Source organism: Flavobacterium nitratireducens, assembly GCF_029625335.1.
Classification (GTDB): domain Bacteria; phylum Bacteroidota; class Bacteroidia; order Flavobacteriales; family Flavobacteriaceae; genus Flavobacterium; species Flavobacterium nitratireducens.
Genome location: NZ_CP121111.1, coordinates 648646 through 669604 on the forward strand (window position 1 = coordinate 648646; position 20959 = coordinate 669604).

At 34.9% G+C, this 20959-nt stretch carries 9 protein-coding genes and 2 pseudogenes; 7 read left to right on the plus strand and 4 right to left on the minus strand.

Going from position 1 to position 20959, the window contains the following annotated elements; genetic code table 11:
* Window positions 1–43 precede the first annotated feature (43 nt).
* From P5P90_RS03055 to P5P90_RS03070, 4 genes and pseudogenes are all read left to right on the plus strand, one after another.
* Window positions 44–9160 (plus strand): T9SS type B sorting domain-containing protein, encoded by a 9117-nt coding sequence (locus P5P90_RS03055; RefSeq protein WP_278035752.1) that lies wholly within the window; start codon window positions 44–46, stop codon window positions 9158–9160.
* Between the two features lie 63 nt (window positions 9161–9223).
* Complete coding sequence (locus P5P90_RS03060) at window positions 9224–10132, plus strand: PorP/SprF family type IX secretion system membrane protein (RefSeq protein WP_278035753.1); 909 nt, start codon at window positions 9224–9226, stop codon at window positions 10130–10132.
* Window positions 10133–10143: 11 nt separating this feature from the next.
* Window positions 10144–12085 (plus strand): annotated as a pseudogene (locus tag P5P90_RS03065) (OmpA family protein).
* 77 nt (window positions 12086–12162) lie between these two features.
* Window positions 12163–12759: a DUF2238 domain-containing protein gene (locus P5P90_RS03070; RefSeq protein WP_278035754.1), complete on the plus strand. Its 597-nt coding sequence runs from the start codon at window positions 12163–12165 to the stop codon at window positions 12757–12759.
* A gap of 665 nt (window positions 12760–13424) precedes the next feature.
* On the opposite strand, the gene P5P90_RS03075 is transcribed toward P5P90_RS03070, so the two are convergent.
* The 4 genes from P5P90_RS03075 to P5P90_RS03090 all read right to left on the minus strand — a co-directional run bounded on the left by P5P90_RS03075 (window position 13425) and on the right by P5P90_RS03090 (window position 17442).
* Window positions 13425–14378, minus strand: a complete 954-nt coding sequence (locus P5P90_RS03075) for a phosphoribosylaminoimidazolesuccinocarboxamide synthase (RefSeq protein WP_278035755.1) — start codon at window positions 14376–14378, stop codon at window positions 13425–13427.
* Window positions 14379–14650: 272 nt separating this feature from the next.
* The gene (locus tag P5P90_RS03080) at window positions 14651–15481 is read right to left on the minus strand and encodes a Cof-type HAD-IIB family hydrolase (RefSeq protein ID WP_278035756.1); all 831 of its coding nucleotides are present in this window, start codon (window positions 15479–15481) and stop codon (window positions 14651–14653) included.
* Between the two features lie 104 nt (window positions 15482–15585).
* Complete coding sequence (locus P5P90_RS03085) at window positions 15586–16413, minus strand: SDR family NAD(P)-dependent oxidoreductase (protein ID WP_278035757.1); 828 nt, start codon at window positions 16411–16413, stop codon at window positions 15586–15588.
* Between the two features lie 78 nt (window positions 16414–16491).
* Window positions 16492–17442 carry a PhoH family protein gene (locus tag P5P90_RS03090; RefSeq protein ID WP_278035758.1) on the minus strand — a complete coding sequence of 317 codons (951 nt, stop codon included), beginning with the start codon at window positions 17440–17442 and terminating at the stop codon, window positions 16492–16494.
* A 194-nt stretch (window positions 17443–17636) separates the two neighbouring features.
* Between P5P90_RS03090 and P5P90_RS03095 the strand changes: the two genes are divergently transcribed.
* From P5P90_RS03095 to gldG, 3 genes and pseudogenes are all read left to right on the plus strand, one after another.
* Window positions 17637–18467: an SAM hydrolase/SAM-dependent halogenase family protein gene (locus P5P90_RS03095; protein ID WP_278035759.1), complete on the plus strand. Its 831-nt coding sequence runs from the start codon at window positions 17637–17639 to the stop codon at window positions 18465–18467.
* An 82-nt stretch (window positions 18468–18549) separates the two neighbouring features.
* Window positions 18550–19275 carry a gliding motility-associated ABC transporter permease subunit GldF gene (gene gldF / locus P5P90_RS03100; protein ID WP_340696437.1) on the plus strand — a complete coding sequence of 242 codons (726 nt, stop codon included), beginning with the start codon at window positions 18550–18552 and terminating at the stop codon, window positions 19273–19275.
* A 37-nt stretch (window positions 19276–19312) separates the two neighbouring features.
* A pseudogene (gene gldG, locus P5P90_RS03105) lies at window positions 19313–20958 on the plus strand (gliding motility-associated ABC transporter substrate-binding protein GldG).
* Window position 20959 lies beyond the last annotated feature (1 nt).

Here is a 20959-nt window from a genome sequence, read left to right on the forward strand (position 1 = left end):
TTCAGCTATAGAATTTAGCTCCAATTATCTTAAAATTCATTGTATGAAAACAACTTTACTCAAACTAGAATTAAAGCAAACTTTCATATTTGGCTTACTACTATTCTTTATTAGTATTACCAATAGTTTTGCTCAGGACACCTTTGATGGTAAATACTGTCCTGGACCAGGTGCTTCTGGAGATGAATATGCAACAGGCACAGTCTTTAGTCAGGTCTTAAGACAAAGTCCCTCCTCAACATGTCAAATAGGAACAATTCATGCCAAAGTCGATACTCAAAATCAAATATTGAGATTAGGAATGAATATAGGTAATGGAGGTGCTGCGCTTTTTAGACTATATTTAGATACTGATAACAATCCTTCAATAGGTTTGACTTCTGACAATTTTGGTGGAACACTAACTATTCCAGGAGCAGACTATATTTTAGAAATTAATTCTAATGCATCTACTTTCAAATTATATTCCGGAAGTGGAAGTACTAAAACAGAGCTAACTGTAAATAATGGTTTAGCTGCGCTAAATGGAAGCGCCACGGGTTGTAATAGTGGTGGTGGATCGTTTTTAGAATTCAATATTCCTTTTGGAAGTATTGGATTTAATATCTGTAATGCAAACAGCCCAGGAACTATCAATATTTCAAAATTAGCATCTGTTAGTGGTAATTCAGAAAACTCAAGTTTATGTGAAAACATATCTCTTACTTTTGGAATTCCATTAAAAGGATCTGTCAGTCCAGATGCAACGGTATGTTCAGGAACTAATAGCACAATTTTAACTGCCACAGTTCCATCTGGTTCAACTATCGTAAAATGGCAATCTTCCATAAGCCCATTCACCACATGGACTGATATAACTAACACTTCTACAACTTATACAGCAACCAACCTAACTGAAACTAAATTATTCAGAGCTGTATTCTCAAATGCCGGTTTGTGTAGTGGAAGCAATATTGCAACATCTGAAGCAAAAATAACTGTTACCGCTCCTCCGAGTATATCTACAACCAAAAATAACGTTTCATGTTACAATGGCAATAATGGACAAGCTACAGCTTCAGCTAGTGGAGGAACTGGTCCTTATACTTATTCCTGGAATACAAACCCTGTACAAACTACGGCAACTGCATCTAATCTTGCTGCAGGTACTTATTCTGTGACTGTAACTGATTCTAAAGGTTGCTCTACTTCTGCTGAAGTTACTATCACACAACCTGATGCAGCCTTAAGTGCTAGTATTTCTAATCCAACTAATGTAAATTGTTATGGTGAAGCTACTGGTGAGGCTACTGTAAGTGTTTCTGGTGGTACAGCTTCTTACTCTTACTCTTGGAATACAAACCCTGTACAAACTACGGCAACTGCATCTAATCTTGCTGCAGGTACTTATACTGTGACTGTAACTGATTCTAAAGGTTGCTCTACTTCTGCTGAAGTTACTATCACACAACCTGATGCAGCCTTAAGTGCTAGTATTTCTAATCCAACTAATGTAAATTGTTATGGTGAAGCTACTGGTGAGGCTACTGTAAGTGTTTCTGGTGGTACAGCTTCTTACTCTTACTCTTGGAATACAAACCCTGTACAAACTACGGCAACTGCATCTAATCTTGCTGCAGGTACTTATACTGTGACTGTAACTGATTCTAAAGGTTGCTCTACTTCTGCTGAAGTTACTATTACACAACCTGATGCAGCCTTAAGTGCTAGTATTTCTAATCCAACTAATGTAAATTGTTATGGTGAAGCTACTGGTGAGGCTACTGTAAGTGTTTCTGGTGGTACAGCTTCTTACTCTTACTCTTGGAATACAAACCCTGTACAAACTACGGCAACTGCATCTAATCTTGCTGCAGGTACTTATTCTGTGACTGTAACTGATTCTAAAGGTTGCTCTACTTCTGCTGAAGTTACTATTACACAACCTGATGCAGCCTTAAGTGCTAGTATTTCTAATCCAACTAATGTAAATTGTTATGGTGAAGCTACTGGTGAGGCTACTGTAAGTGTTTCTGGTGGTACAGCTTCTTACTCTTACTCTTGGAATACAAACCCTGTACAAACTACGGCAACTGCATCTAATCTTGCTGCAGGTACTTATTCTGTGACTGTAACTGATTCTAAAGGTTGCTCTACTTCTGCTGAAGTTACTATTACACAACCTGATGCAGCCTTAAGTGCTAGTATTTCTAATCCAACTAATGTAAATTGTTATGGTGAAGCTACTGGTGAGGCTACTGTAAGTGTTTCTGGTGGTACAGCTTCTTACTCTTACTCTTGGAATACAAACCCTGTACAAACTACAGCAACTGCATCTAATCTTGCTGCAGGTACTTATTCTGTGACTGTAACTGATTCTAAAGGTTGCTCTACTTCTGCTGAAGTTACTATCACACAACCTGATGCAGCCTTAAGTGCTAGTATTTCTAATCCAACTAATGTAAATTGTTATGGTGAAGCTACTGGTGAGGCTACTGTAAGTGTTTCTGGTGGTACAGCTTCTTACTCTTACTCTTGGAATAAAAACCCTGTACAAACTACAGCAACTGCATCTAATCTTGCTGCAGGTACTTATACTGTGACTGTAACTGATTCTAAAGGTTGCTCTACTTCTGCTGAAGTTACTATTACACAACCTGATGCAGCCTTAAGTGCTAGTATTTCTAATCCAACTAATGTAAATTGTTATGGTGAAGCTACTGGTGAGGCTACTGTAAGTGTTTCTGGTGGTACAGCTTCTTACTCTTACTCTTGGAATACAAACCCTGTACAAACTACAGCAACTGCATCTAATCTTGCTGCAGGTACTTATACTGTGACTGTAACTGATTCTAAAGGTTGCTCTACTTCTGCTGAAGTTACTATCACACAACCTGATGCAGCCTTAAGTGCTAGTATTTCTAATCCAACTAATGTAAATTGTTATGGTGAAGCTACTGGTGAGGCTACTGTAAGTGTTTCTGGTGGTACAGCTTCTTACTCTTACTCTTGGAATACAAACCCTGTACAAACTACGGCAACTGCATCTAATCTTGCTGCAGGTACTTATACTGTGACTGTAACTGATTCTAAAGGTTGCTCTACTTCTGCTGAAGTTACTATTACACAACCTGATGCAGCCTTAAGTGCTAGTATTTCTAATCCAACTAATGTAAATTGTTATGGTGAAGCTACTGGTGAGGCTACTGTAAGTGTTTCTGGTGGTACAGCTTCTTACTCTTACTCTTGGAATACAAACCCTGTACAAACTACGGCAACTGCATCTAATCTTGCTGCAGGTACTTATTCTGTGACTGTAACTGATTCTAAAGGTTGCTCTACTTCTGCTGAAGTTACTATTACACAACCTGATGCAGCCTTAAGTGCTAGTATTTCTAATCCAACTAATGTAAATTGTTATGGTGAAGCTACTGGTGAGGCTACTGTAAGTGTTTCTGGTGGTACAGCTTCTTACTCTTACTCTTGGAATACAAACCCTGTACAAACTACGGCAACTGCATCTAATCTTGCTGCAGGTACTTATTCTGTGACTGTAACTGATTCTAAAGGTTGCTCTACTTCTGCTGAAGTTACTATTACACAACCTGATGCAGCCTTAAGTGCTAGTATTTCTAATCCAACTAATGTAAATTGTTATGGTGAAGCTACTGGTGAGGCTACTGTAAGTGTTTCTGGTGGTACAGCTTCTTACTCTTACTCTTGGAATACAAACCCTGTACAAACTACAGCAACTGCATCTAATCTTGCTGCAGGTACTTATTCTGTGACTGTAACTGATTCTAAAGGTTGCTCTACTTCTGCTGAAGTTACTATCACACAACCTGATGCAGCCTTAAGTGCTAGTATTTCTAATCCAACTAATGTAAATTGTTATGGTGAAGCTACTGGTGAGGCTACTGTAAGTGTTTCTGGTGGTACAGCTTCTTACTCTTACTCTTGGAATACAAACCCTGTACAAACTACAGCAACTGCATCTAATCTTGCTGCAGGTACTTATACTGTGACTGTAACTGATTCTAAAGGTTGCTCTACTTCTGCTGAAGTTACTATTACACAACCTGATGCAGCCTTAAGTGCTAGTATTTCTAATCCAACTAATGTAAATTGTTATGGTGAAGCTACTGGTGAGGCTACTGTAAGTGTTTCTGGTGGTACAGCTTCTTACTCTTACTCTTGGAATACAAACCCTGTACAAACTACAGCAACTGCATCTAATCTTGCTGCAGGTACTTATACTGTGACTGTAACTGATTCTAAAGGTTGCTCTACTTCTGCTGAAGTTACTATCACACAACCTGATGCAGCCTTAAGTGCTAGTATTTCTAATCCAACTAATGTAAATTGTTATGGTGAAGCTACTGGTGAGGCTACTGTAAGTGTTTCTGGTGGTACAGCTTCTTACTCTTACTCTTGGAATACAAACCCTGTACAAACTACGGCAACTGCATCTAATCTTGCTGCAGGTACTTATACTGTGACTGTAACTGATTCTAAAGGTTGCTCTACTTCTGCTGAAGTTACTATCACACAACCTGATGCAGCCTTAAGTGCTAGTATTTCTAATCCAACTAATGTAAATTGTTATGGTGAAGCTACTGGTGAGGCTACTGTAAGTGTTTCTGGTGGTACAGCTTCTTACTCTTACTCTTGGAATACAAACCCTGTACAAACTACGGCAACTGCATCTAATCTTGCTGCAGGTACTTATTCTGTGACTGTAACTGATTCTAAAGGTTGCTCTACTTCTGCTGAAGTTACTATCACACAACCTGATGCAGCCTTAAGTGCTAGTATTTCTAATCCAACTAATGTAAATTGTTATGGTGAAGCTACTGGTGAGGCTACTGTAAGTGTTTCTGGTGGTACAGCTTCTTACTCTTACTCTTGGAATACAAACCCTGTACAAACTACGGCAACTGCATCTAATCTTGCTGCAGGTACTTATTCTGTGACTGTAACTGATTCTAAAGGTTGCTCTACTTCTGCTGAAGTTACTATCACACAACCTGATGCAGCCTTAAGTGCTAGTATTTCTAATCCAACTAATGTAAATTGTTATGGTGAAGCTACTGGTGAGGCTACTGTAAGTGTTTCTGGTGGTACAGCTTCTTACTCTTACTCTTGGAATACAAACCCTGTACAAACTACAGCAACTGCATCTAATCTTGCTGCAGGTACTTATTCTGTGACTGTAACTGATTCTAAAGGTTGCTCTACTTCTGCTGAAGTTACTATCACACAACCTGATGCAGCCTTAAGTGCTAGTATTTCTAATCCAACTAATGTAAATTGTTATGGTGAAGCTACTGGTGAGGCTACTGTAAGTGTTTCTGGTGGTACAGCTTCTTACTCTTACTCTTGGAATACAAACCCTGTACAAACTACAGCAACTGCATCTAATCTTGCTGCAGGTACTTATTCTGTGACTGTAACTGATTCTAAAGGTTGCTCTACTTCTGCTGAAGTTACTATTACACAACCTGATGCAGCCTTAAGTGCTAGTATTTCTAATCCAACTAATGTAAATTGTTATGGTGAAGCTACTGGTGAGGCTACTGTAAGTGTTTCTGGTGGTACAGCTTCTTACTCTTACTCTTGGAATACAAACCCTGTACAAACTACAGCAACTGCATCTAATCTTGCTGCAGGTACTTATTCTGTGACTGTAACTGATTCTAAAGGTTGCTCTACTTCTGCTGAAGTTACTATCACACAACCTGATGCAGCCTTAAGTGCTAGTATTTCTAATCCAACTAATGTAAATTGTTATGGTGAAGCTACTGGTGAGGCTACTGTAAGTGTTTCTGGTGGTACAGCTTCTTACTCTTACTCTTGGAATACAAACCCTGTACAAACTACAGCAACTGCATCTAATCTTGCTGCAGGTACTTATACTGTGACTGTAACTGATTCTAAAGGTTGCTCTACTTCTGCTGAAGTTACTATTACACAACCTGATGCAGCCTTAAGTGCTAGTATTTCTAATCCAACTAATGTAAATTGTTATGGTGAAGCTACTGGTGAGGCTACTGTAAGTGTTTCTGGTGGTACAGCTTCTTACTCTTACTCTTGGAATACAAACCCTGTACAAACTACAGCAACTGCATCTAATCTTGCTGCAGGTACTTATTCTGTGACTGTAACTGATTCTAAAGGTTGCTCTACTTCTGCTGAAGTTACTATCACACAACCTGATGCAGCCTTAAGTGCTAGTATTTCTAATCCAACTAATGTAAATTGTTATGGTGAAGCTACTGGTGAGGCTACTGTAAGTGTTTCTGGTGGTACAGCTTCTTACTCTTACTCTTGGAATACAAACCCTGTACAAACTACGGCAACTGCATCTAATCTTGCTGCAGGTACTTATACTGTGACTGTAACTGATTCTAAAGGTTGCTCTACTTCTGCTGAAGTTACTATCACACAACCTGATGCAGCCTTAAGTGCTAGTATTTCTAATCCAACTAATGTAAATTGTTATGGTGAAGCTACTGGTGAGGCTACTGTAAGTGTTTCTGGTGGTACAGCTTCTTACTCTTACTCTTGGAATACAAACCCTGTACAAACTACGGCAACTGCATCTAATCTTGCTGCAGGTACTTATACTGTGACTGTAACTGATTCTAAAGGTTGCTCTACTTCTGCTGAAGTTACTATCACACAACCTGATGCAGCCTTAAGTGCTAGTATTTCTAATCCAACTAATGTAAATTGTTATGGTGAAGCTACTGGTGAGGCTACTGTAAGTGTTTCTGGTGGTACAGCTTCTTACTCTTACTCTTGGAATACAAACCCTGTACAAACTACGGCAACTGCATCTAATCTTGCTGCAGGTACTTATACTGTGACTGTAACTGATTCTAAAGGTTGCTCTACTTCTGCTGAAGTTACTATCACACAACCTGATGCAGCCTTAAGTGCTAGTATTTCTAATCCAACTAATGTAAATTGTTATGGTGAAGCTACTGGTGAGGCTACTGTAAGTGTTTCTGGTGGTACAGCTTCTTACTCTTACTCTTGGAATACAAACCCTGTACAAACTACGGCAACTGCATCTAATCTTGCTGCAGGTACTTATACTGTGACTGTAACTGATTCTAAAGGTTGCTCTACTTCTGCTGAAGTTACTATTACACAACCTGATGCAGCCTTAAGTGCTAGTATTTCTAATCCAACTAATGTAAATTGTTATGGTGAAGCTACTGGTGAGGCTACTGTAAGTGTTTCTGGTGGTACAGCTTCTTACTCTTACTCTTGGAATACAAACCCTGTACAAACTACGGCAACTGCATCTAATCTTGCTGCAGGTACTTATTCTGTGACTGTAACTGATTCTAAAGGTTGCTCTACTTCTGCTGAAGTTACTATCACACAACCTGATGCAGCCTTAAGTGCTAGTATTTCTAATACAACTAATGTAAATTGTTATGGTGAAGCTACTGGTGAGGCTACTGTAAGTGTTTCTGGTGGTACAGCTTCTTACTCTTACTCTTACTCTTGGAATACAAACCCTGTACAAACTACGGCAACTGCATCTAATCTTGCTGCAGGTACTTATACTGTGACTGTAACTGATTCTAAAGGTTGCTCTACTTCTGCTGAAGTTACTATCACACAACCTGATGCAGCCTTAAGTGCTAGTATTTCTAATCCAACTAATGTAAATTGTTATGGTGAAGCTACTGGTGAGGCTACTGTAAGTGTTTCTGGTGGTACAGCTTCTTACTCTTACTCTTGGAATACAAACCCTGTACAAACTACGGCAACTGCATCTAATCTTGCTGCAGGTACTTATACTGTGACTGTAACTGATTCTAAAGGTTGTAAAACAACTATCGATGTAACAATCTCTGAACCTGAAAATGCTTTATCAGCTACGGCTTCTAACCAAGTAAATGTGTCTTGTAAAGGTGGTAACGATGGTTCGGTTGTAATTACTCCTGCTGGGGGAACTGCTGGATATACAATCACTCCTGCTCAAACTGGTTTAACAGCTGGTGTACATACTTTCACTGTTACTGATGCTAAAGGTTGTTCGACAACTATCGATGTAACAATCTCTGAACCTGAAAATGCTTTAGCATTAGCTACATCTTCTAAAACAGATGCTTCTTGTAATGGATCAAGCACTGGTTCGGTAACTGCTGGTACAGTAACTAATGCTGTAGGAACGGTAACTTACTCTTGGAAAAACGCTGCTAATACGGAAGTTGGAACTACGGCAACAGTAAACAACCTTCCTGCTGGAACTTACACCCTTACTGTTACTGATAATTGTTCTTCTCAATCTAATTCGGTTACTATTGGACAACCTGCTAATCCATTAGACTTAGCTGCTTCTTCTAAAACAGATGCAACATGTTATGGTGATAGTTCAGGCTCGGTAACTGCTGGTGCGGTAACTAACGCTGTAGGAACGGTAACTTACTCTTGGAAAAATGCTTCAAATTCTGTTGTAGGAACTACGGCAACAGTAAATAATCTTCCTGCTGGAACGTATACCCTTACTGTTACAGATAATTGTTCTTCTCAATCTAATTCAGTTACTATTGGACAACCTGCAGCAATAGAACCTATAAATATAGAAGCTGTTTGTAACACGGATCGTACTGAAATTATTAATTTAAATGGTTATCTTCCATCAGGCACTCCATTAAATGGAACTTGGATAGATGATAATACAAACACATTAAACAATAATGAATTTAAACCGTTTAATGTTCCAACAGGAAGCTACACATTTGAATATCAAGTAACAGTTGGTGAGTGTCCTTTAAGTTATTTTGTGACAATTCCTGTTACTGATTTAGATTGTGGTTTAGTATTAGGTTGTGGAACTATTCTAGTTCACAATGCTTTCACTCCAAATGGAGACGGAACTAATGAAGTATTCAAAATTGACAATCTTGAAGATACTATTTGTTATCCAGAAAACACAGTTGAAATCTATAATAGATGGGGAGTATTAGTTTATGAAACCAAAGGTTACAATAATTCAGACAAGTCATTCAAAGGATTCTCTGAAGGAAGAGTAACTATTGATAAATCTGCAGGTTTACCTACAGGTACTTACTTCTATATCTTGAATTATACATCTGTTGGTTTACAAGGTGAATTAATTCCTAATAAACAACAAGGATATTTATACCTAACTAGATAATAAACTCCAAATTCTAATATACCAGAGGACTCTATAGACCTCTGGTTTAAAAAAAGAGACCAAATGAAAACAAAAATTCTACTAATCGGTTTGATGTTTACAGCTATGGTAAGTTATGCACAACAAGATGCACAGTTTACACAATATATGTACAACACAATAAATGTAAATCCTGCTTACGCTGGTTCCAGAGGAGCAATGAGTATATTTGCCTTACATCGTACACAATGGGTTGGATTAGATGGTGCACCTACTACAAATACTGTTTCTATAAACACTCCTTTTAACAATAGTAGATTAGGCTTAGGAGTTTCAATTATCAATGATAGAATTGGACCTACAACAGAAAACAATCTTGCAACAGATCTCTCCTACACCATCCCTACTTCTGAAACAATGAAACTTTCTTTTGGTGTTAAAGCTTCTATTAATTTATTTGACTTAAATACAAGTAAGTTAAACCCAGCTCAACAAGATCCGCTTTTACTAGGATACAACAATGCTATATCACCAAATATCGGAGCAGGTATTTACCTTCACTCAGACAAAGCTTATGTTGGATTATCTGTACCAAACTTTATAGAATCTAATCGTTATGATGATAATGACAAAAAAGTTTATAAAGAAAAAATGAATTACTATTTTATTGCGGGTTATGTTTTTGACTTAAGTTATAACCTAAAATTCAAACCTGCTTTATTAACTAAAATGGCTCAGGGTGCTCCACTACAAGTAGACGTTTCCGGAAACTTTATGATCAATGATAAATTTACTCTGGGACTTGCCTATCGTTGGAGTGCTTCAGCGAGTGCTATGGCTGGCTTTCAAGTATCAGACGCATTGTTCATAGGATACGGATATGATTTAGAAACAACAAAATTGGATAATTATAACTCAGGATCACATGAGGTATTCTTGAGATATGACATTTTCAGAAAAAACAATAAAATAACAACTCCAAGATTCTTCTAAATACTACTATCATGAAAAAAAATATACTCCTTTGTATAGCTATGATAAGTGTTTTTTCATTTAACATTTATTCTCAAAAAGCTAAGTTGGCTAATGCCGATAAAAAGTACGACAACTATGCTTATATAGAACGCTATTAAAACCTATGAAAAAGTTGCCGAAAAAGGATATAAGTCGGCTCCTATGTTCCAAAAAATAGGAAATGCCTATTATTTTAATGGTGAATTAGATAAAGCGGTAAAATGGTATGCTGAACTTTTTGCTATGCCCGAAACTACAATAGAACCTACTTATTATTACCGTTACGCACAATCCTTAAGAGCAATTGGTGAAAATAAAAAAGCAGACGAAGTTCTAAAAGAGTTTGATAAACTATCTGCTAATGATAGTAGGGCAACATTATATAAGAAAAACACTAATTATTTAGATGAAATTAAAGCAAATTCTGGGAGGCACAAAATAGAAAACGCAGGTATTAATTCTAAATACTCTGATTACGGATCAAGTATTTATAACAATAAAATAGTTTTTACATCAGCAAGAGATACTGGTAGTTTAGGACAAAGAATTCATACTTGGACAGATCAACATTTTACTAATCTATACAGTGCTGATTTAGATGATCAAATGTCACCTAGTAATCCCGTAAAAGCTTTCAGAAAATTAAATTCTAAATTTAATGAAGCCACTCCTGCATTTACTAAAGATGGTAAAACTGTCTATTTTACAAGAAATAATTATATTGATGGTAAAAAAGGAAAAAGCGAAAGTGGAATTACTTTAATTAAACTTTACAAAGCATCTTTAGAAGGAGAAAAATGGATTAAAATTCAAGAATTACCATTCAATAGTAATAATTACAGTACTGCACATCCAACATTAAGTCCGGATGAGAAAACACTTTATTTTGCATCAGATATGCCGGGTACATTAGGTATGTCAGACATCTTTAAGGTACAAATCAATGATGACGGTACTTTTAGTAATCCCGTAAATTTAGGACCTGAAATAAACACTGAAGGGAGAGAAACGTTTCCTTTTGTTAGTGAAGAAAATGAACTCTATTTTGCCTCTGATGGACATCCTGGAGTTGGAGGTTTAGATGTCTTCATGACAAAAATTAATGATGATGGTACTTTTAATAAAATTCAAAATATAGGGATGGATGCAAACTCTCCTAAAGATGATTTTGCCTATATTATTGATAGTAAATCAAGAAAGGGATTCTTTTCTTCAAATAGAAATGGCGGTGAAGGATATGATGATATTTACAAATTTCTAGAAACCCGAAAATTAGTGTGCGAACAAGAACTTTACGGAGAAATAACTGATATTGATTCCAAATTACCCCTACCAAACGCCAAAGTAACACTTTTTGACAAAAAAATGAACTTTTTAAAAGCAGTTAATGCAAATGATAAAGGTGAGTATAGTTTTATTGTAGAATGCAGTAAAATGTATACAGTAAGAGCTGAAAAAGAGGGATATGGAACTAATGAAAAACAAATTAATATCCCTTATGAAAACGGAAAAACATATTTACCAATTGAGTTAGAAAAAGATCAATGCAAAGTAACCATTGGAGATGATTTAGGTAAATGTTTTGGAATTAAAAATATTTATTTTGACTTAGACAAATCCAACATTAGAACAGAAGCTGCCTTAGATCTTGAAAAAATATTAGATGTCTTGAATCAATATCCTAGCATGAAATTAGATATTCGATCTCATACAGATAGTCGCGCATCTCATAAATACAATGAAGCCTTATCCGATCGAAGAGCTAAATCTACTATTAGTTGGTTAATTAAAAATGGGGTAAGTGCTGATCGACTAACTGGTAAAGGTTATGGAGAAAATCAATTAGTAAACAAATGTTCTGACGGTGTAAAATGTACCGAAGAAGAACACCAAATGAACCGAAGAAGTGAATTTATAATTACGGCACTTTAATAAAAAGCAAATCAAACTTAAACCTCGGAAATAATAATTCCGAGGTTTTTTTATACATTTACTTTTTATCCATAGCTATGAAGTCAATAAATTTAATGCTCCTCACCTTTATAGGATTCTTTTCCTGGTCAATAATCAATCCTAAAGAAGGTTTTACCTGTTTTCTAGAAATCATTCCTGCAATCATTGGATTTGCAATCTTACTCGCAACATATAATAAATTTAGATTTACTAATTTTACTTACTTTCTAATTCTTATTCATTGTATAATCTTATTTATTGGCGGACATTATACCTATGCCGAAGTACCATTTTTTGACACAATTAAAGAAACATTTCATCAAAGTAGAAACAATTATGACAAAGTAGGTCATTTTGCTCAGGGCTTTATTCCTGCCATGATTATAAGGGAGTTATTTATAAGAAAAAAAGTAATTGCTAATAAACAGTTTTTTAATTTCATCATCGTTTGTATTTGTCTTGCTATTAGCGCTGCTTACGAATGGATTGAATGGTTTGTTTCTTTAGCAACTGGAGAAGGTGGTGATGCCTTTTTAGGAACACAAGGCGATGTTTGGGACACGCAATCGGATATGTTGTTTGCTACAATAGGAGCTGTTTTAGCTTTAATTCTATTATCTAAAACACAGGATAAGTATTTACAAAAATTATAAACTTAATTTCAAAATTAAGTTTAGTAATAAAAATCAATGATTATCTTCTGTATTATTTCTTAACAAATTTATAAGAACACATACAATAATAATATTTTTAACCACATACTGTCCTAATAAAGTAAAACTAAAAGAACTTATATTAAAAGAAAGTTCCGGAAAAATAAAAAACACCGAGAATGTAAAACTTAAATGGATGATCGCTAAAATTGTTGTTATTCGTTGTTTATAATTTAAAATAAAAAACAAGCCTATTAAGGTCTCCCACATAGCCAAAACCAAATATGAAATATCCGAATGAACGCTATTATTTATTAAAACATCTATTGTTTTTTTTTGCAATATCTTCTGCGGGACTAAAATTTGGAAAAAATTTTAATACCCCAAAGACAAAATAAATCACTCCTATAGAAAAGATAATTAAACGATTTCCTGAAAATACTTCAGATAAAACAACATGAGTTTTTTTCATTATTTATAGATTGGTTTGTCTTTGTTAAGTGATTTTTCTTTATCCTTCAAATAAGTACACCGTATTAGTAAAATACCCTAATCTATTTTACATGTTTTTTTGATAAACTTTAGATTAAAATAGTTGTATAAAAAAAGGTTTGAAAATTACTTTTCAAACCTTTTTTTATGTCTTTAAAATTTTTAAATCAAGATTATAAACTAGACAAATAAGCAACAACATTCTTCTCTATTCTCTCATTGATGTTCGAAATATCTGCTTTTACAAATTTTTCTCCAATGATATTTTCATATAATTCAATATATCTATCGGATACTGTTTCGATATATTCGTCAGTCATATTAGGAATTTGTTGTCCTTCTTTTCCTTGAAATCCATTTTCAATTAACCAACGACGTACAAACTCTTTTGATAATTGTTTTTGCTCCTCTCCTTTTGCCTGTCTTTCTTCGTAACCTTCCGCATAAAAATAACGAGAAGAATCCGGAGTATGGATTTCGTCAATCAATACAATCTGACCGTCTTTAGTTTTTCCAAATTCATATTTCGTATCCACTAAAATCAATCCACGACTGGCTGCGATTTCAGTTCCTCTTTGAAATAAAGCTCTGGTATATTTTTCTAAAACCAAATAATCTTCTTCAGTCACAATTCCTTTTGCTAAAATAGCTTCTCTGGAAATATCTGCATCGTGTTCACCATTATCTGCTTTTGTAGTAGGCGTAATAATTGGTTCTGGAAATTTATCATTTTCTTTCAAACCTTCAGCTAAAGCTACACCGCAAAGTGTTCTTTTTCTGGCAGCATATTCGCGAGAAGCATGACCTGACAAATACCCACGAATTACCATTTCTACTTTGAATGGCTCACACAAATGACCAACAGCAACACTAGGATCCGGAGTAGCAATCAACCAGTTTGGTACAATATCCTGAGTCAATTCCATGAATTTTGTAGCAATTTGGTTTAGGATTTGCCCTTTATAAGGAATCCCTTTGGGCAAAACCACATCAAAAGCCGAAAGCCTGTCGGTTGCCACCATTACTAATAATTCGTCGTTGATATTGTAAACCTCTCTTACTTTTCCTCTATAAACCGATTTTTGACCAGGAAAATTAAAATTAGTGGTAGTGATTGTATTACTCATGTAAATTGAATTGAGATTATTTAATATGAATGCAAATTTAGGATTATTTTAGACAGAAAAACAAAGAAAGTATCCTCTCTCTAAAATAATAAAAATACAAACTTTTTATTTACCGCAAAGAGTAATGAGGTTTCGCAAAGTAAACAAAGAAAAATCTGTATTTATTTATCTAATCTATGGCTAAATTTTTAACCGCAAGCTTCGTAAAACTTTGTGGGCTTTGCGCAGTCTTTGTGTGCTTTGCGGTTAAAAAAAATTCCGAAGCTTTTAGTTTATTTAGCTTCCAAACTCACATTATTGAGTATTTTGTCTGCAATATAATTAGCAACTCCATCTTCGTGGTTTTTAGAAATCACTTCCAAATGGGGTAATTTATTTTTCAAACTATCTGGTGCATTTCCCATCAATAAGCCTTTGGCCGTTGCATTCAACATTCCTTCGTCGTTGTAACCATCACCAAAAGCAATAGTTTGATGAAATTCATAGCCTTCAATTTCAAGAATTTGACCAATAGCCACACTTTTATCCACATTTTTATTCATGAATTCTAAACAATGTGGTAAACTAAAGGCGTGACTAAAAGTATCTGGATGTTTTTCTAATATACTTTCTCTAAGCTCCAGTAATTTGGCATGACTATCGTGCTTGAAAAATATTTTTATAGCTTCAAAATCGGTCATTTCTTTGTAATTAACTAGTTCAGGAACATAAGTTAATTCTTTTTGAAATTCCAATAATTTACTATCATGTTTATTGGTTTGCCAGACATTTTCTTTAAAAAGAACTGAAGTATATTCATCAGGGATCTCCATTTGCATCACTGATTTTACCGCTTCGCTATCCATATTTGTAGCAAATATCAATTCTTTATCGGGTGCATGGATACGGGCTCCATTAGAAGTAACTAAATATACAGGAAAACCCAAAGAAGAAACAATTGACATTGCATCAAGATGATGACGACCTGTAGCAACAATGATTAGATAATTTTTACGGTATAATTCATTAAAAACCTGTTTAGTGTATTCTGAAATTCGGTGGTCACTGTTCAATAAAGTTCCGTCTAAGTCACTAACAATGACTTTAATATTTTCTTTTATCATAAATTCATTTACTCTTATTCTTAGCAAAAATACCTAAAATGCTTTGAAGTCGACGTCTAACACTCTTGAAATAACAGCAAATTAACGTATGCTTACCTTATTTTTTACTTAAAACGAAGCCCAAAAACTCGATACCTAATTATTCTCCCAAACAATTGATACCCTAAAAAATTGCGAAGGATATTGAGCGCATTAGCATCAAAACCAATAGTGTTGCGTTTAAACTTCTTGGGTGGATTTTCGGCAATTTTTAATACTTTTTCAATAATTGATTGTTTCAAATCGGTATTCTTTTTGGTTTTACCTTCAACAATATGACTAATTTTAAGCATTAATTCGTTATAACATTTTAAAGGAGTGGTTTTACATTTGGATACATTTTTTTGAAAATTAGAAGGTGTATTTCCAAATTGAACCGTAGAAACACTAATATTAAAATTCATGAGTTCATAAGCCATACATTCTGAAAAACTCTCCACAGCATGCTTGGTAGAATGATAAAAACTACCCAATGGCAAATTGACCAGACCAGCAATTGACGAAATATTGATAAAATGTCCTTTTTCTTGTTTTCTAAAAACCGGAGTAAATGCTCGGCAAACTTTAACTACTCCTAACCAATTGACATCGACAATATGTTTAATTTGCTCATCCTCAGAAAATTCCACAAAACTTCTATAGCCTATTCCTGCATTATTTATTACAACATCTATTCTTTCGAAATCAGCAAGAATTTGCTCTTTGGCATTTTCGATACTAATTGTTGAAGTAACATCTAGAATATAACAATGAATATTAGTCTTATTCTTGAGTTCATTTCCCTCTTCTAAACAGAGCATTGTAGCGATAACATTCCAATTATTTTTTGCAAAATGCAAAGCTAATTCCTTTCCTATTCCTGTTGCTGCTCCTGTTATAATTACGTTCTTCAATAGTTTACTGTTTTTATTAAAAAACTACGACCCTGATTAGGGTCGTAGCTACATGATATTTTAAGTTATTATAATTCTTTAATCAACGTTTTCGGTATATTTATAAGCGTCAATAATCTTTTTAACTAATCGATGTCTTACAATATCTTTATCATCTAGATAAATAATTCCAATCCCGTCAATATCCTTTAAAACTAATAACGCTTCTTTAAGACCAGATATTGTTCTACGTGGTAAATCTACCTGTCCAGGGTCACCAGTAACCATAAATTTAGCGTTTTTACCCATACGAGTCAAAAACATTTTCATTTGCGAATGCGTAGTGTTTTGAGCTTCATCCAGAATTACAAAAGCATTATCTAAAGTTCGTCCACGCATGAAAGCTAATGGCGCAATTTGAATAATTCCTTTGGCAATATAATCTTCTAATTTTTCATTCGGAATCATATCGCGCAAAGCATCATACAAAGGTTGCATGTACGGGTCTAGTTTTTCTTTCATATCGCCAGGAAGAAAACCCAGATTCTCTCCTGCTTCTACGGCAGGTCTTGTTAAAATGATTCGTTTTACTTGTTTCTCTTTTAAAGCTTTTACAGCCATGGCAACACCAGTATACGTTTTACCTGTTCCTGCTGGCCCTACTGCAAAAACCATGTCATTTTTGTTAATAGTATCGACTAATAATTGTTGGTTAGGCGTCATTGCTTTCACAATTTTACCACCTACTCCGTGTACTAAAATTTTGTCATTTGGACTCATTTTTTTGTCGTCCTGAGGGTCTCCTAAAATAACACGTTCAATAACATTATCATCAATATTGTTGTAACGGGTAAAATGAAGCATCAATCTTTGAAAACGCCTTTCGAACTCATCCAATATGTCTTTTTCTCCAAATGCTTTGATAGTTGTTCCTCTGGCAACTATTTTTAATTTTGGATAATATTTTTTAATGGTTTCAAGATGAGTGTCTTGAGCACCCCAAAACTCTTTTGGAGCGATGTCTATGAGCTCGATAATTCTTTCGTTCAAAGGGTCTAATTTTACAGTTTTACTTAATCAATTTTAAAACTCCTCCAAAATGCTTTTCATCTTGGTTTTATTTGGTTACTAATTAGAATTTATTTTGGCTTTTTTGCAATTTTGAAATTACTATTATTAGCTTTGCATATCTCAAATTTAATGAAAATTAATTTTAGAATTCACCATTAGTTATAAACAAAAATATGTCAATAATTACCCTTACTACCGATTATGGCTTGAAAGACCACTTTGTTGGTTCGCTAAAAGGGAAAATTTTATCTGAGTATCCAGAAGCCCAAATTATTGATATTTCGCACGATATAGATCCCTTTAACATTGTAGAAGCCAGCTACATAATCGGTGCTTCTTATTCCAGTTTTCCCAAAGGAACAGTTCATCTTATTGGGGTCGATATGGAATTAAACAAGGAGAATCTTCATATTGTGATGCAATGGAACGATTCTTATTTTATTGCTGCCGATAACGGAATTTTAAGCATGCTTTCGCAAAAAATTGTTCCACAAAAAATTGTAGCCATCAATATCCATGACCGTTTACCAAGTGATGCATCTGGATTAGATGTTTTTGTAACTGTGGCTTGCCATATTGCCAGAGGCGGCTTACTAAATGTTATTGGAAGAGAGATTAACACTGTAAAAGAAGTGACCGAACTAAAAGCCGTTGTTGCTAATGATAACAACAGTCTTAAAGGTCATGTAATATATATTGATCATTTTGGAAATGTGGTGACAAACATCACAAAAAAACAATTTCTGGAAGTTGCTAAAGGACGTCCTTATGAAATCCAAATGAAGACCAAAAACATCAAAACTATATTACCGAATTATTCAGCAATTGCAATTTCGGATAAATACCCGATTAAGAATTACGAAGGAGAGAAATTAGCCATTTTTAACGAAGCAGGCTATCTCGAAATTGCCATTTTCAGAAGTAATCCTTCTAAAATTGGTTCCGCAAGTAGTTTGTTAGGACTCAATTACCGTGATGTAGTTTCGATAGAATTTAAGAATTAAGATTTTAGATTAATGATTAACGATTTAAGATTTTTGAAGTAAAAAAAACACAACTCATAACTCAAAACCCATAACTCAATATATGAAAGCCATATTATTACGTGAAATTAAATCCTTTTTTGGTTCGCCAATAGGCTATTTAGTTATCGCTATTTTTCTTATCATCAATGGATTGTTCCTTTGGGTATTTGAAGGCGAATACAATATTCTAAATTCAGGATTTGCCGATATGACTCCTTTTTTCAGTCTAGCACCTTGGATTTTAATTTTCCTAATCCCTGCGGTAACTATGCGTAGTTTTTCGGATGAAAAAAAACAAGGAACACTAGAACTTCTCTTAACCAAACCTTTATCAATATGGCAAATCGTTAATGGAAAGTTTTTTGGTGCTTTACTACTAATCGTCATTGCTATTATTCCAAGTTATTTTTATGTAGTAGTGATTTCTAGTTTAGGAATGCCTGAAGGAAATATCGATATGGGAAGCACCATTGGATCTTATTTTGGATTATTATTTTTAATTGCCGCTTATTCAGCAATTGGGATTTTTACTTCTACCCTATCCGATAACCAAATTGTAGCTTTTATTCTAGCCGTATTTTTATGCTTCTTCTTCTATTTTGGATTTGAAGGATTTGCAACTATTGTTCCTGCTCTTTCTTCCAAAATTTCTGCTTTAGGTATGCAAAATCATTTTAAAAGTATGAGTCGTGGTGTAATTGACACACGCGATTTGACCTATTTCATTAGTGTAACTATAGCCTTTCTTTCGTTTACTGTTTACCAACTTAAATCTTTCAAATTGTAATGATAGCAGCAAAAAAAGAAATCTAAAATCGGTATTTATTATTGTTGCCGTTTTGTTAGTCATCAACCTCATTGGTAACTCCTTTTTTCATCGATTTGACTTAACAAAAGATCATCGCTACACGCTTTCGCAAACTTCTTTAGACATTATCAAACAAATTAAAGAACCTCTTTCTGTCAAAATTTACATGGAAGGTGATTTGCCTGCTGAATTCCGAAGATTACAACAAGAAACCAAAGAATTACTGGAAGAATTCCAGGCGTATAATTCCAATATTGTATTCGAATTTGTCAATCCGTTAGAAAACGAGGACGAAAGCATGAACAATATCAAAGCCTTATACATGAAAGGCTTAACACCTGTAAACATTACTGTTGACGACAAAGGAAAACAATCGCAAGAAATGGTTTCCCTTGGGCTATTGCGGTATATCATAACAAAGAAGTCAATATTCCTTTGTTGAAAAACATCATGGGGGCTTCTACGACTGAAAAAGTAATTGGTTCGGTTCAGCATTTAGAATATTCTATTGCCGATGCATTGAATAAAATTACCAAAGAAAAACAAAAAAAGATAGCGGTAATCAAAGGAAATGGAGAAATCGAGGATATCCGAATTGCCAAATTTTTATTGCAAATTAGAGAAAGCTACCACATAGGTCCATTTACTTTGGATTCGGTAGCCAAAAATCCTATCGGTACTCTGGATGCATTGAAAAAATACGATTTGGCCGTAATTGCCAAACCTACTGAAGCTTTTACAGATGCTGAAAAACAAGTCCTTGACCAATTTGTAATGAACGGAGGAAAAAGTATGTGGTTAATGGAGCAAACTACGGTTGAAATGGACAGTCTGTACAATGAAGCAGGTGCTACATTAGCCTTTCCTAGAAACTTAAATTTGAACGATATGTTTTTTAAATATGGCGTTCGAATTAATCCAGATATCGTTAAAGATGAATACGGAAGTCCAATTAAATTAGCTTCAGGCGAACAAGGAAGTGCAACTCAATACCAAACGTTCAATTGGAAATTTGCGCCATTAGTTACTCCTGAAAGCAAACACCCAATCGTGAAAAATTTAGGAGGAATCAAATTTGACTTTGCCAATCCAATTGATACTTTGAAAAACGGAATAAAAAAAACTGTTTTATTACAATCTTCTAAATACTCTAAAAAAGTGGGAGCTCCTGCCGAAATTAATTTGAATAGTGTTACGGAAGAGACCAGTCCTAATCATTATATCAATACTGGAAATTTACCTTTGGCTGTTTTATTAGAAGGAAATTTTAATTCGGCATTTCAAAATAGAGTATTAGCATTCAAACAAAATGATTTTACAGCTACTGGAAAAAACAACAAAATGATTGTAATATCAGATGGGGATATCATCAAAAATCAATTGGATAAAAATTATGCACCGGTAGAATTAGGATTCGATCAACGTTCTGGAAATTTATACGACAACAAAGATTTTTTACTGAATTGCGTGAATTATCTTTTGGATGATACTGGACTTATTAACATTCGTTCCAGAGATTTAGATCTACCTTTATTAGATAAAGACAAAGTAAGCGAAAACTATAGCCTTACTCAAGTCATAACTATCGGGCTTCCAATCCTAATTCTAGGGATTTTTGGAGTCATTTTTAGTTTCTTACGTAAACGAAAATACAGTCGATAGA

Excerpts from the sequence above, each read along its gene's own strand:
- P5P90_RS03075 (WP_278035755.1), bottom strand. The coding sequence starts at position 14,378 with ATGAGTAATACAATCACTACCACTAATTTTAATTTTCCTGGTCAAAAA.
- P5P90_RS03080 (WP_278035756.1), bottom strand. The coding sequence starts at position 15,481 with ATGATAAAAGAAAATATTAAAGTCATTGTTAGTGACTTAGACGGAACT.
- gldF (WP_340696437.1), top strand. The coding sequence starts at position 18,550 with ATGAAAGCCATATTATTACGTGAAATTAAATCCTTTTTTGGTTCGCCA.
- P5P90_RS03055 (WP_278035752.1), top strand. The coding sequence starts at position 44 with ATGAAAACAACTTTACTCAAACTAGAATTAAAGCAAACTTTCATATTT.
- P5P90_RS03095 (WP_278035759.1), top strand. The coding sequence starts at position 17,637 with ATGTCAATAATTACCCTTACTACCGATTATGGCTTGAAAGACCACTTT.
- P5P90_RS03060 (WP_278035753.1), top strand. The coding sequence starts at position 9,224 with ATGAAAACAAAAATTCTACTAATCGGTTTGATGTTTACAGCTATGGTA.
- P5P90_RS03070 (WP_278035754.1), top strand. The coding sequence starts at position 12,163 with ATGAAGTCAATAAATTTAATGCTCCTCACCTTTATAGGATTCTTTTCC.